We start from the raw sequence: 12,142 nt of genomic DNA, 5'->3' as shown, positions 1-12,142 counted from the left end.
AGTGCGATCAGATTGAGTGGCGCAGGTCACAAGCGATCCAACTGATCCAGTACGAAGCGGGGACGGTCGGTGATCACGCCGTCCACCCGGTGCTCCAGCACCAGTTCCAGATCCTCGGGCTCGTTGACGGTCCACACGTACGTCCGGTGCCCGGCCGCTCTGATCGCCGGAAGCAGTGCCGGCTTGGCACGGATCAACTCGACACCCGGGCCGGCGGTCCGCGCGCCGAACGGCAGCCGCCCCCGGCTCACCCCGGGTGCCGCCATCTCCATCAGGTAGACGGTCGGCAGGTTCGGCGCCTGGGCCCGGACCCGGCGCAGCGCGAGGGCCGCGAACGACATCACGGTGATCTGCACGTCGTCGTCCGGTTTCGGATCGGCCAGCCCGTGGTGCCGCAGCATCGCGATCAGCCGGCGCTCGACCTCCGCGCCGTACCGCGACGGGTGTTTGGTCTCGATCAGCAGTTTCACCTGCCGCCCGCTGGACCGCAGCGTGTCCAGCAGCCGTTCCAGGGTGAGCAGCCGGGACAGATCGGGCAGCGCGGCGTCGGCCGGATAACCGGGATGCCAGGAGCCGAAGTTCAGCGCGTCCAGCTCGGCCAGCGTCTTGGTGCTGACCCGGCCCCGGCCGTCGCTGGTGCGCTCCAGCTTGCTGTCGTGCACGCAGACCAGATGCCCGTCCCGGGTGAGCCGGACGTCGCACTCCACCCCGTCCGCGCCCTCGTCGAGCGCGCGCAGATAGGCGCCGAGGGTGTGCTCCGGGAGAGCATCAGCGCCACCACGGTGGGCGAAGACGGCGGGTCGGTACCCGTCGGTCACAGCACCCGGGCCGGCTGCCCGCTGTCGGTCACCATGTCCTTGCCGAGAGCGGCCCAGGACTGCATGCCGCCGTCGAGGTTGCGCACGTTGTCCCACCCGTTGTTCATCAGGTAGGAGACCACCTGGCCGGAGCGGCCACCGGCCCGGCAGACCACGACCACCTCGCCCTCGGTGGGCACCTCGGCCATCCGGGTGGGCACCTCCATCATCGGCAGGTGGTGCGCGCCGGGCGCGTGGCCGGCCTCCCACTCGTTGTCCTCGCGCACGTCGAGGAGGTAGACGCCGGCATCGACTTGATCAGCGGTGACGCTGGGAACCTGGGGTCCGAACACCCGATAAGCGTAGAGCCAACCCGCGGGCTACTTTTCGTTGGCCACTACCTCGGGGTGGTCCAGCACGAACTCGTCCAAGCGGTCGTTCTTGACCGCCTGGAACATCTCCTTGCTGACGTCGTTGAAGACCTCACGACCGGCGGAGTTGCCGGAGAACGTGCCGCTGTTGGTCCGCAGCAGGACCATGTCGCCGGCGGCCACCCCGGTCAGCCCGAGCACGAAGTCGGCGATCTCGATGTCGCCGGTGTCCAGCACCAGGGATTTGCCGGCCGTCTCGACCAGCGAACTGATCTTGAGCGGGTTGCCGAGGATGCCGCTCGACGTCGCCTTCTTCGCCATCGCCTTGATCAGCTGCTGCTGGTGCCGCTGGCGGTCATAGTCACCGTTTTTCAGGCCGTAGCGCTGCCGGGCGTAGTCGAGGGCCTCCCAGCCCTCCATGTCCCGGCAACCGACCTTGTGCACCACCGGCTTCTGTGTCTTGCCGGTCTTGCGGGCGTCGGCCAGGTACATCGGCTTTCCACCGACGTACACCATGTGCTTGGAAGTGACCTGCTGGTCGACGCACATGTGGACGCCGCCGAGCTCGTCGATGACGTTCTTGAAGCCGCCGAAGTTGATGATCCCGGCGCCGTCGAAGCTGATCCCGGTCGACGTCTTCAGGGTCTTGGCCAGCAGCTGTGCGCCGCCGCCCCAGCCGGCGCCGTTCTGCGCGCCCCAGTAGAACGCCTCGGTCGCCTTGACCGTGCCGCCCTCCCACTTGCTGGCGGCGAAGGCGGGCGTCTCGACCTCGGTGTCCCGCGGGACCGAGACCAGGTACGCCTGATCGTGGCTGGCCGGGATGTGCAGGATGATGATCGTGTCGGCGTGCACCGAGTCCTCGGCCCATCGGGCCCGGGCGTCCACACCCATCAGGAGCATGTCGATCGGGCCGTCGAGGGTGGCCCCGCCGCCCTCCTGCTCGGTCTTCTTGGCGTCACCGGTCAGGTCGGCGACCGCGATCGTCTCGGTGGTCTTCTTGATCACGACCTTGGTGGCGACCACACCCCCGCCGCCGGCCACCATCAGGACCACCCCGAACGACAGTGACAACCTGGCCCACAGCGGTGACCGCCGCTTGCGCTCGGCCGGCGAAGAAGGCGGGGCCGGCGGGACGGGGACGAACCCGGTCCCGGCCGGCGATTGCCGATCGGCCGTGACGGTCATGCGGCACTCCATGGATGGGGGGTGAGGGGCCGCATAACCCTACGGACACTTTTCAGCCAACTGAAGGACTTTTGTGTTTCAGAACGAGGTCACTTCTTTTTGGGGTTCGCGGCCATCCATTCGTCCATTTTGTCGGCGGCCACGGCTTTGTAGAGCGCCAATGCGTTCTCCCGGTCGGAAACCACGACGGACTGTCCGTTGATGGTGTCGCTACCGTTGTTCGGGCTGGTCAGGAACGTGAGGTTTTCACCCCGGAGGCTCCGGAACTGCACCGCCATGTCCTTCAGCGAGAAGGTTTCGTCGACCGTGACGGCCTTGGTCACCGAGCCCAGGAAGTCGTTCAGCTTCACCGGATTGGTGAGCGTTCCGCTACTCGCCGCTTTCTCCATCAGCGCCTTGAGGAAATCCTGCTGGTGCTGCATGCGGGCGAAGTCACCACGCGGGAACTGCTTGCGCTGGCGCACCCAGTCCAGGGCCTGCGCACCGTTCATGTGCATCATGCCCTTCTTGAACTTGCGGAACGGCTTGTGGATCGACGTGGTGTCCTGCTCCACCTTCAGGTCGACACCACCGAGCGCGTCGGTGACCTCCTTGAAGCCGCCGAAGTCGATCGCCGCGACATGGTCGATGCGCACGTCGGTCATGCACTCGACGGTGCGGATCGCGCGCGGGATGCCGCCGAAGGCGAACGCCGCGTTGATCTTCGCCCGGCTGCCGTCGCCGCAGGCCGCGTTGTTGTCCTTGGGGATGACCACCCACAGGTCCCGCGGGATCGAGATGAGCTGCGCGGACTTGTGGTCGGCCGGCACGTGCATCAGGATCAGCGTGTCCGCGCGCCACTGGTTCGCCTGGTCCTGCTTGGCGTCCGGATCCCGGGAGTCGGTGCCGACCAGCAGGATGTTGAAGGCGCCCTCGACGGTCTTGCCCGGGCGCTCGGTGGTGATATCGGAGAAGGCGTTGGTCCGCTTCAGGTCGTCGTCCAGGCCGGAGACGTATCCGTACGCGGTGATCCCGCCGACCAGGGCGAGCACCAGCAGGACGCCGCCCGCGACCAGGGCGATGCGACCCCACTTGGGCTGCGGGCGCCGGCCCTTGCCGCCGTTGTAGGAGCGGCCGGTGCCGCCCGGGGGACGGCCTCCGCCACCGCCGGGGGGACGGCCGCCCGAGGCCATGCCGTCACCACCGGGAGGGGGAAGGTCCCGATCGGGACGCCCGGGCCCGGGCACGGACGCGCGTCCGGAGGAGTTGCCGCTGGGAGAGGTGGTGGCTGACATGACACCAAGGTTACGGAGTGCCGGGAGCGAATCTGAGGTGTCGTCGCGCTTGCGGCACGAAGGTGGGAGATGAGTGACGGCCTCGTCACGCATCCCCCACCGTCAACTGCCGGATCAGTGTGCTCCGTGGCCGGTCAGCGACCGGACCTCGAGCTCCGCGTACTTCTCCGGGTCGGTCTCCTTGGACAGGATGGTGCCGAGCCAGCCGAAGAAGAAGCCGAGCGGGATCGAGATGATGCCCGGGTTGGACAGCGGGAAGAAGTGCCAGTCCGAGTCCGGGAACATCGCGGTGGCCGAGCCGGACACCACCGGGGAGAAGAACACCAGGATCACCGCGGAGGCCAGGCCACCGTAGATGGACCAGAGTGCGCCCGAGGTGTTGAACCGGCGCCAGAACAGGCTGTAGAGGATGGCCGGCAGGTTCGCCGACGCCGCCACCGCGAACGCGAGCGCCACCAGGAAGGCGACGTTCAGGCTCTGCGCGAAGATCGACAGGGCGATCGAGATCGCGCCGATGAGCAGGGCCGAGTACCGGGCGACCCGGACCTCGTCCCGTTCGGACGCGTTGCCCCGCTTGATCACGCTGGCGTAGAAGTCGTGCGCGAGGCTCGACGACGAGGCCAGGGTGAGCCCGGCGACCACGGCCAGGATGGTGGCGAAGGCGACCGCCGCGATCACCGCGAGCATGATCGCGCCACCGGTCTCGCCACCGAGGTAGTCGAGGCCGAGCTGCTGGGCCAGCTGCGGGGCCGCGGTGTTGCCGGCCTTGTCCTGGGCGGTGATGTCCGCGCCGCCCACGATGGCCGCCGCGCCGAAGCCCAGAGCCAGGGTGAACAGGTAGAACGTGCCGATGATGCCGATCGCCCAGAGCACGCTCTTACGCGCGATCCGGCTGGTCGGCACGGTGTAGAACCGGGTCAGGATGTGCGGCAGACCGGCCGTGCCGAGCACCAGCGCGAGGCCCAGCGAGAGCAGGTCCATCTTGCTGTAGAACGTCTTGGCCGCGTCGCCCGCCGTCTCCACGCCGTACCGGAGCCCGGGTTCGAGGAAGGCGCTGCCCTTGCCGGATTGTTCGGCCGCGGCACCGAGCAGGGCGGACAGGTTGAACTTGTAGTGCGCGAGCACCAGCAGCACCATGATCAGCGCGCCGGTCATCAGCATGAAGGCCTTGACGATCTGGACGTACGTGGTGCCCTTCATGCCGCCGACCGTCACGTAGATGATCATCAGGGCGCCGACCAGGATGATCGTGGCGATCTTGGCGGTGTTCGCGTCCATGCCCAGGAAGGTGGTGTCCGGCTTGATGCCGAGCAGCAGCGAGACCAGCGCGCCCGCGCCGACCATCTGGGCGATCAGGTAGAAGACCGACACGACGATGGTGGAGACGCTGGCCGCGGTACGGACCGGGCGCTGGCGCATCCGGAAGGCCAGCACGTCGGCCATCGTGAACCGGCCGGAGTTGCGCAGGAACTCGGCGACCAGCAGCAGCGCCACCAGCCAGGCGACCAGGAAGCCGATCGAGTAGAGGAAGCCGTCGTAGCCGTAGAGCGCGATCAGGCCGGCGATGCCGAGGAACGACGCCGCCGACATGTAGTCGCCGCCGATGGCCATGCCGTTCTGGAAGCCGGAGAACTGGCGGCCGCCGGCGTAGAAGTCGGTGGCCGTCTTGGTCTGCCGGCTGGCCCAGATGGTGATCCCGAGCGTGATCGCCACGAAGACCAGGAACAGTGTGATGGTGAGAGTGCGCGAGCCGCTGGCGGACGCCTCGGCCGCGAGGATCTGCGGTGCCATCAGGCCTTGCCCCCGTCGGTGGTGGTGGCGGCGGTCTCGACGGCGCCGTTCTCCAGCGTGGCGTGGAGGTCGTCGGCCAGCGGGTCCAGCTCCTTGGCCGCATAGCGCGAGTAGTGCCACGCGATCAGGAACGTGGAGACGAACTGGAGCAGGCCGAAGACCAGCGCGACGTTGACGTTGCCGATCAGCTTGACGGCCATGAAGTCCCGCGCGTACGCGGAGAGCAGGACGTAGAGCGCGTACCAGACGATGAACGCGACCGTCGTCGGGAAGATGTATCGACGCAGTCGGTGGCGCAGTTGAGCGAACTCCTCGGAGCGCTGCACTTCAAGATATTTCTCGGCGGATGCCGGCACGGAAATTCACCACCTTCGTTGGGGCGGACCTTTCCGGCACCGTACGAAGGAGTGAGCCGTGTCACGGGCCGCTGGTCGTGGTCTGCGCTGAGTGGTGGTCTGACTGCGCTGAGCGGCAATCAAGCCAGTTCGGTGTACCTCCCCCGATAGTGGATCAGAGGGGCCGGGCTTGATCCGGTATGGACGGTTTCGATCACTCCGTCGAGTAGCTGCGCCCACCCGCACGGGCGCTGCGAGTCCAGCCGGCAGCCCGCCCAGGTGCCCGCCGAGTCCGGAACCGGACCGAAGTCGGTCTCGGTCCACCCGCCGCCCGCGAACAGCCCGCCCGGTGCCGGGAAGAGTCCGGCGAACCGGTCGGCGAGCTGCCGGTCGGCCGGGGTCAGCGGGATCACGGCGAACCGGCCGGCGCTCACCACCGCGTCGAAGAACTCGCTCTCGTCGTCGATCAGCCCGAGCACCCGACCCGGTTCCCCGTCCGCGACCAGCGTGGACGAGACGGTCAGGCCGGCCGGACCGGGCGCCGTCCACAGGGTCACCGGCGACGCGAGGCGCCCGCGCAGACGGCGTACCGGGGACTTGCCGGTCTCCGGGATCTCGAACGGATCGGTGGAGTGGATCCGGCCACCCGGCTCATCGAAGCTCATCCGATCATTCTCCCGATTACAGATTGTGCACGGGGCTATCGGCTTTAAGTGATCAACGCCTATTTTCGAAGGATGGCTCAGGTGGTGCTCCGTCCCGGTGACGTCGTCCACGTCGGCCCGGACGCGAGTGTGCAGTTCTCCGGTGACCGGGCACTGACCTTCCGGGTCATCCGGGTCGACCCGAGGATCACCTACGACGGCTGGATCTGGCTGGACGGTTACGTGCTCGACGTCGAGGGCACCGCGCTGCAGAGGCGGCGCATCTTCGTCCGGCGGGAGGGGCTACGGCCGACCCAGATCAACCGTGCCCCCACCGCGCGCGTCCTGCCCCGAACCGTGGGCCGGCCGCTGAACTGATCGGCAGGTCAGCCGATCCGCTCGATCACGGCGCGCCGGATCAGGAACTTGCCGGGTTCGCGGACCTCTTCGAAGGCCGCGTTGTTGAGCAGGATGCAGCTGCCCGACACGCTCGCCACGGTGACCGTGATGGCCTTGTTGTTGTCGAGGTTGGTGACCTTCAGCTTGGTGCCGATCGGGTGGGTGCCGCTGGACGCCGCGGGGGCGCCGCCCTCACCGGACAGGGTCACGGTCGAGCCGGGGCAGACCACGTCACCTGTCGCGTTGTTCCCGCCGCCGTTGTTGTTCCCGGCGTTGTTGTTGCCGCCACCGTTGTTGTTGCCGCCGCCGTTGTTCGCGGGCGGGGTGGTGGCCTGCGCGGGCGGGGTGGTCGGCGCGGCCGTCGTCGGCTGGGCCACCGGCACGTCGGCGACGTCGCAGCCACCGGCCTTCATCTGCAGGTTGATCTGCTTGATCACGGCCTCGCGGTTCGCGATGACCGCCTCGGTCTGCGCGTTCGGGTTGGCCCGCTGCTGGGCGATGAAGTTCTCGTTGTTCCGGATCGCCTGCTGTTGACCGTCGCAGAAGACGTTCGTGGTGGAGGCGCTGCTGAGCCCGGTGCCCACCGCCAGGCCGCCGCCGACGACCGCGGCCGTCACGAGGCCGATCACGAGCTTCTTGTTACGTCCGCTGATGCCGCTGCCCGGCCGCCTGTAGGTGCGTCTCATGCCCAGGTTTACGGGACCGGGTTCACTGCTGGATGAGAAAGGAACCTTAAAGATCCTTAAATCAACTCCGCAAAGATTCTGGGGCGTGGAGACGTAGCATCGTGGCGCCCACGTCACCGGGCACGCGGCGGCTGGTGAACAGCGAGACACCGACCATGACCAGGAAGGACAGCGGTACGGTCCACGCGGCCGGCTGCCCCACGAACTCGGCGATCCCCACGTGCAGGGTCGGGCCCAGCACGGTCAGCAGCACCGAACCGACCGCCGCGCCCCCACCGACGATCAGCCCGGCGATCGCCCCGGCCGCGGTCAGCCCCCGCCACCAGATGCCGAGCACCAGCAGCGGGCAGAAACTCGACGCCGCCACCGAGAACGCCAGCCCGACCACCCGCGACACGTCCATGTCGGACACGAACAGCGCCAGCCCGGTCGGCACCACCGCGGCCAGCAGGGTCGCCACCCGGAAGTCCCGGATCGAGCCGTTGCGCCCGGGCCGCAGCACATCCGTGAAGATCACCCCGGCGACGCTGGTCAGCAGGCCCGACGAGGTGGACAGGAAGGCCGCCAGCGCGCCCGCGGTGACCAGCGCCCCGAGCATCCGGCCCAGATGCCCGCCACCGAGCGCGGCCTCCGGCAGCAGCAGCACCACGGCGTCGGTGTTCCCGGTCATCAGCAGCTGCGGTGTGTAGATCCGGCCGAGTACCCCGTACAAGGTCGGGAGCAGGTAGAACAAGCCGACCATGGCGAGTACGACGAGAGTCGTGCGCCGGGCCGACGCGCCGTCCGGGTTGGTGTAGAACCGGACCAGCACGTGCGGCAGCCCCATCGTGCCGAGGAACGTCGCCAGGATCAGCGAATAGGTCGCGAACAGGCTCTCCCGGCCGGGGGACAGCCACGCCTGACCGAACTCGGCGTCCACGGTGCTGACCGCCGGGACGGCGTCCCCGGCGGCGTACCGCAGAGTCTCCCCGGCTTTGACCTGGACCGTGCCGTCGAGAACGGCGTCCTGCTCGATGGTCACCGTGGTCGCCGTGTGGAAGACCGCGCCCTGTGGCGGCGTCACCGCGGGCCGGCCGTCGGACTGCCACTGCAGGATCAGGAAGATCATCGGGACGGCCAGCGCGGTCAGTTTCAGCCAGTACTGGAACGCCTGCACAAACGTGATGGCGCGCATCCCGCCGAATGCCACGTTCGCGGTCACCACCACCCCGACGATCAGAGCACCCCAGGCGTACGAGCCCCCGGTGAGCGTGGCGAACGTCAGCCCCGCCCCCTGCAGTTGGGGCAGCAGGTAGAGACAGCCGATGAACAGCACGAACGCGGTCGCCAGCCGGCGCAGCACGGTCGACTTGAGCCGGACCTGACAGAAGTCCGGCAGGGTGAACGCACCCGAGCGGCGCAGCGGCGCGGCCACGAACAGCAGCAGCGCCAGGTAGCCGGCGGCGAACCCGACCGGGTACCAGAGGACGTCGACGCCGTACCGCAGCACCAGCCCGGCCACACCCAGGAACGACGCCGCGGACAGGTATTCACCGCTGATCGCGGCGGCGTTCCAGGACGGGCTGACCGAGCGGGAGGCGACCAGGAAGTCCGAGGTGGTGCGGGCGAAGCGCAGGCCGTACGCGCCGATCGCCACGGTCAGCAGGACCACCACGACCAGGCCCGGCGCCAGGTACGGGTTCACTGCTCCGGCCTGCGGATCAGCGCCGTGAAGTCCTGCTCGTTGCGTTCCGCCCAGCGCACGTAGGCGGCGCCCACCCCGACCAGGAACGGGAACGACAGCAGCCCGAGCAGCAGCCACGGCAGATGGATCCCGAGGACCTTGAAACCGCCGACGGCCGGCGCCGCCACGAACAGCAGCGGCAGCGTCCCGAGCCCGGCCGCCACCACCAGGGCGAGCCGCAGCGCGAGCGCCAACTGGGCCCGCATCAGTCCCTTGACCAGGGCTTCCCCGATCGGGGTCTGCTCGTGCAGGTCGGCGCGGGCCCGATCGGTGCCGCCGCGCCGGCCCGCGGCGTCGGCCAGCACCACCCGGGTGCGCGGGCGCGGGGGCGGATCGACGGCCATGCCCGGCAGTCTGACGTCATTACCCCCGGCAGTCCACCGGTCGCGCCCCGATGAGGTCGCGGGCGGTGATCCGGGCCAGGTTCACACCGCGCCAGTCGTCGGCCGGCATGCTCGCGCCGATCGTCGCCAGCAGACAGTTTCGGCGATCAGAATCGGTCAGTTTGGCCAGGACCAGGCCGAACCAGACCTCACAGGCGGCGACCAGCAGCCGCAGGCGGGTCAGCCCGTACATGTCGGTGTAGACGGTCATCCGGTGCAGGGCGGACGCCACGATCACCAGGGTCAGCACGGCCAGCGCGCCCAGCAGCACCCGCCGAAGATCCAGCGGACGATCGTGGGGTGTCGAGGTCGGGGATCGCGGCTTCGACGAAGCGGGCGAACGCGGCGTCGGCCGAGGCGAACAGGGCGCCGAAGACTCCCAGCAGCACGAACGTGACCGTGAGGGTGGCGAGCACCCGGCCCGGCGTACCGGCGCCGCGGGGTTGGTCCTTGTCTCTTCTGCCGCCTTTTCGCAGCCAGGCCAGGCCGCGCAGGGTGGCGGCCGGGACCGATTCGGTACGACCGGTGACCCGTGCCGTGACCATGACGATATTTCCCTTTACCGTGGGAGTCGTACCTGGATGTGGCAACCGCTGCGGCTGTCCGGCTCGACGGCCGCGATGGTGCCCCGGTGCAGCTGCACCACCCAGCGGGCGATCGCCAGGCCCAGCCCGGTCCCGCCGCCGGTGGCCCGCTCGCCCCGGGTGAAGCGCTCGAAGACCCGCTCCCGTTCCGCGGGCGGGATGCCGTCGCCCTGATCCACGACGGTGATCACCACCTGCTCGTCCCGGCGCTCGGCCCGGACCGTGACGGTGCCGCCGCGCGGGCTGTGCCGGGCCGCGTTGTCCAGCAGGTTCGCGAAGACCTGATGCAGGCGCTCACGATCACCCGGCACCGTCAGCTCACTGTCGCCGGGCACCGTCAGTCCGGGTGCCGACACCTCGAAACGCACGTCGTGCCCGGAACCGTCGGCGTTCACCCGGGCCTCCCGGACCACCTCGCCCAGGAACTCCGGCACGTCGATCTGCTCCAGATCCAGCGGCACCACGCCGGCGTCCAACCGGGACAGATCGAGCAGATCGGTGACCAGCCGGCTGAGCCGTTCGGTCTGCGCCAGCGCCGTCTTCATCGTGTCCGGTTCGGCGGCGGCCACCCCGTCGACGATGTTCTCCAGCACCGCCCGCAGCGCGGTGATCGGCGTCCGCAGCTCGTGCGAGACGTTCGCGATCAGCTCCCGCCGCTGCCGGTCGGCGGCCGCCAGATCCGCTGCCATCTGATTGAAAGCGGACGCCAGCTCACCGACCTCGTCCTGCGAACGGGTCTGCACCCGGCGGGTGTAGTCACCACGGGCCATCGCCCGCGCCGCCACCGTCATCTCCCGCAGCGGAACCGTCGCCCCGTGCGCCATCACCTGCAGGGTGACCAGGCCCAATGCGGCGGCGATCGCCATCCACAACAGATCGACCCGGTAGAAGTCGATGCTCCACAGGAACACCACCAGGCCCACCCCGCCGGCGAAACCCAGCGCCAGCGACAGCTTCGCCTTGATCGACCGCACCGGGTCCAGCGGCCGGGGCAGATAGGCGAAGACCGGCGCGACCAGGTTGTGGATGCGCGTGATCATCGGTCCACTTCCAGGGCATAACCGACGCCGTGCACGGTACGGATGAGGCCGGCACCGAGTTTGCGCCGCAACGCCTTGATGTGGCTGTCCACGGTCCGGGTTCCGGAGGCGTCGGCCCAGCCCCACACGTCGGCCAGCAGCCGCTCCCGGGCGAGTACCGTGCGGGGCCTTCCGGCCAGGTGCACCAGCAGATCAAATTCGGTCGGGGTGAGGTGGACCTCGACCCCGTCCCGGAGCACCCGCCGCTCGGCCTGGTTGATCTCCAGCCCGCCGAGGATCTTCGTCTCGGTGTCCGTGCCGCCTCCGGCGTTCCGGCCGCCCGCCGCTCCCGTGCTCCGGGCCGCCGCCGCGTTCTTGGCCGCCGCCTCCTCGTTCTTGGCCGCCCGCCGCAGCAGCGCATGGACCCGTGCGGCCAGCTCCCGCATCGAGAACGGTTTCGCCATGTAGTCGTCGGCACCCACGGCTAGTCCCACCAGCAGATCGGTCTCGTCCCCGCGGGCGGTGAGCATGAGCACCGGAACCGGCCGCTCGGCCTGGATCCGCCGGCACACCTCGAGCCCGTCGAACCCGGGCAGCATCACGTCGAGCACGATCACATCCGGCGGCTCCTGCCGGGCGGCGGCCACCGCACCGGGCCCGTCCCCGACGACCCGCACCAGAAAGCCCTCAGCCCGAAGCCTCGCCGCCACCGCATCAGCGATCGCCCGCTCATCCTCGACGACCAGAACCCGCCGCTCGACCGCTCCCACGCTCCGCCACCTCACCACCGACTTGTAGCCACCCCTGGCAGGCGCGCCCCCGTGACGCACCGTCCAGTGCCCAGCAGCCTATTGACCACTTGCGCCCCCTTGGCGATGGACTTGTGAACGATCTGTGCAGACTCCGCCCAACCGGCACCACCGGACATCCGGGAGTCGGGCCCAGCGCGTC

At 69.1% G+C, this 12,142-nt stretch carries 15 protein-coding genes; 1 reads left to right on the top strand and 14 read right to left on the bottom strand.

From position 1 onward, the window contains the following. Positions 1-26: 26 nt before the first annotated feature. The 7 genes from Aco03nite_RS34580 to Aco03nite_RS34550 form a co-directional block, all read right to left on the bottom strand. Positions 27-818, bottom strand: coding sequence for a glycerophosphodiester phosphodiesterase (locus Aco03nite_RS34580; protein ID WP_203803010.1), 792 nt, complete (start codon positions 816-818; stop codon positions 27-29). Then, the gene (locus Aco03nite_RS34575; protein WP_203803007.1) at positions 815-1,150 is read right to left on the bottom strand and encodes a rhodanese-like domain-containing protein; all 336 of its coding nucleotides are present in this window, start codon (positions 1,148-1,150) and stop codon (positions 815-817) included. The genes Aco03nite_RS34580 and Aco03nite_RS34575 overlap by 4 nt, the downstream gene beginning before the upstream one ends. Before the next feature lie 27 nt (positions 1,151-1,177). Then, the gene (locus tag Aco03nite_RS34570) at positions 1,178-2,353 is read right to left on the bottom strand and encodes an LCP family protein (RefSeq protein ID WP_203803004.1); all 1,176 of its coding nucleotides are present in this window, start codon (positions 2,351-2,353) and stop codon (positions 1,178-1,180) included. Positions 2,354-2,442: 89 nt separating this feature from the next. Beyond that, entirely contained in the window at positions 2,443-3,627 is a 1,185-nt protein-coding gene (locus tag Aco03nite_RS34565; protein ID WP_203803000.1) for an LCP family protein, read from the bottom strand. A 114-nt stretch (positions 3,628-3,741) separates the two neighbouring features. Next, positions 3,742-5,418, bottom strand: coding sequence for a monocarboxylic acid transporter (locus tag Aco03nite_RS34560; RefSeq protein WP_203802998.1), 1,677 nt, complete (start codon positions 5,416-5,418; stop codon positions 3,742-3,744). Continuing rightward, a complete protein-coding gene (locus tag Aco03nite_RS34555; protein ID WP_373872656.1) occupies positions 5,418-5,780 on the bottom strand; it encodes a DUF485 domain-containing protein in 363 nt (120 codons plus the stop codon). The genes Aco03nite_RS34560 and Aco03nite_RS34555 overlap by 1 nt, the downstream gene beginning before the upstream one ends. Positions 5,781-5,893: 113 nt before the next feature. Further along, complete coding sequence (locus Aco03nite_RS34550) at positions 5,894-6,418, bottom strand: flavin reductase family protein (protein ID WP_203802994.1); 525 nt, start codon at positions 6,416-6,418, stop codon at positions 5,894-5,896. Positions 6,419-6,490: 72 nt separating this feature from the next. Between Aco03nite_RS34550 and Aco03nite_RS34545 the strand changes: the two genes are divergently transcribed. After that, a complete protein-coding gene (locus Aco03nite_RS34545; RefSeq protein ID WP_203802992.1) occupies positions 6,491-6,775 on the top strand; it encodes a hypothetical protein in 285 nt (94 codons plus the stop codon). An 8-nt stretch (positions 6,776-6,783) separates the two neighbouring features. Here Aco03nite_RS34545 and Aco03nite_RS34540 read toward each other — a convergent pair whose 3' ends face one another. The 7 genes from Aco03nite_RS34540 to Aco03nite_RS34515 form a co-directional block, all read right to left on the bottom strand. Then, positions 6,784-7,482 (bottom strand): SCO2207 family protein, encoded by a 699-nt coding sequence (locus Aco03nite_RS34540; RefSeq protein WP_203802990.1) that lies wholly within the window; start codon positions 7,480-7,482, stop codon positions 6,784-6,786. Positions 7,483-7,543: 61 nt separating this feature from the next. Beyond that, complete coding sequence (locus Aco03nite_RS34535) at positions 7,544-9,166, bottom strand: sodium/solute symporter (protein ID WP_203802988.1); 1,623 nt, start codon at positions 9,164-9,166, stop codon at positions 7,544-7,546. Further along, positions 9,163-9,549: a hypothetical protein gene (locus Aco03nite_RS34530; protein ID WP_203802986.1), complete on the bottom strand. Its 387-nt coding sequence runs from the start codon at positions 9,547-9,549 to the stop codon at positions 9,163-9,165. The genes Aco03nite_RS34535 and Aco03nite_RS34530 overlap by 4 nt, the downstream gene beginning before the upstream one ends. 19 nt (positions 9,550-9,568) lie before the next feature. Next, a complete protein-coding gene (locus Aco03nite_RS53380) occupies positions 9,569-9,856 on the bottom strand; it encodes a DUF4153 domain-containing protein (RefSeq protein ID WP_373872655.1) in 288 nt (95 codons plus the stop codon). Further along, positions 9,738-10,133 carry a DUF4153 domain-containing protein gene (locus tag Aco03nite_RS54825; protein WP_373872653.1) on the bottom strand — a complete coding sequence of 132 codons (396 nt, stop codon included), beginning with the start codon at positions 10,131-10,133 and terminating at the stop codon, positions 9,738-9,740. The genes Aco03nite_RS53380 and Aco03nite_RS54825 overlap by 119 nt, the downstream gene beginning before the upstream one ends. A gap of 14 nt (positions 10,134-10,147) precedes the next feature. After that, the gene (locus Aco03nite_RS34520) at positions 10,148-11,212 is read right to left on the bottom strand and encodes a HAMP domain-containing sensor histidine kinase (RefSeq protein ID WP_203802984.1); all 1,065 of its coding nucleotides are present in this window, start codon (positions 11,210-11,212) and stop codon (positions 10,148-10,150) included. Next, on the bottom strand, positions 11,209-11,961 hold the full coding sequence (locus tag Aco03nite_RS34515) for a response regulator transcription factor (protein WP_239145694.1): 753 nt from the start codon (positions 11,959-11,961) through the stop codon (positions 11,209-11,211). The genes Aco03nite_RS34520 and Aco03nite_RS34515 overlap by 4 nt, the downstream gene beginning before the upstream one ends. Positions 11,962-12,142: the final 181 nt, after the last annotated feature.

This window comes from Actinoplanes couchii, from assembly GCF_016862075.1.
Lineage (GTDB): Bacteria > Actinomycetota > Actinomycetes > Mycobacteriales > Micromonosporaceae > Actinoplanes > Actinoplanes couchii.
This window is presented reverse-complemented; position numbering and strand designations above follow the sequence as displayed.

What these genes read in the sequence shown, in the direction of transcription:
- Aco03nite_RS34570 (WP_203803004.1), bottom strand. Translation starts at nt 2,353, where the DNA reads ATGACCGTCACGGCCGATCGGCAATCGCCGGCCGGGACCGGGTTCGTC.
- Aco03nite_RS34565 (WP_203803000.1), bottom strand. Translation starts at nt 3,627, where the DNA reads ATGTCAGCCACCACCTCTCCCAGCGGCAACTCCTCCGGACGCGCGTCC.
- Aco03nite_RS34560 (WP_203802998.1), bottom strand. Translation starts at nt 5,418, where the DNA reads ATGGCACCGCAGATCCTCGCGGCCGAGGCGTCCGCCAGCGGCTCGCGC.
- Aco03nite_RS34550 (WP_203802994.1), bottom strand. Translation starts at nt 6,418, where the DNA reads ATGAGCTTCGATGAGCCGGGTGGCCGGATCCACTCCACCGATCCGTTC.
- Aco03nite_RS34545 (WP_203802992.1), top strand. Translation starts at nt 6,491, where the DNA reads ATGGCTCAGGTGGTGCTCCGTCCCGGTGACGTCGTCCACGTCGGCCCG.
- Aco03nite_RS34540 (WP_203802990.1), bottom strand. Translation starts at nt 7,482, where the DNA reads ATGAGACGCACCTACAGGCGGCCGGGCAGCGGCATCAGCGGACGTAAC.
- Aco03nite_RS34530 (WP_203802986.1), bottom strand. Translation starts at nt 9,549, where the DNA reads ATGGCCGTCGATCCGCCCCCGCGCCCGCGCACCCGGGTGGTGCTGGCC.
- Aco03nite_RS54825 (WP_373872653.1), bottom strand. Translation starts at nt 10,133, where the DNA reads ATGGTCACGGCACGGGTCACCGGTCGTACCGAATCGGTCCCGGCCGCC.
- Aco03nite_RS34520 (WP_203802984.1), bottom strand. Translation starts at nt 11,212, where the DNA reads ATGATCACGCGCATCCACAACCTGGTCGCGCCGGTCTTCGCCTATCTG.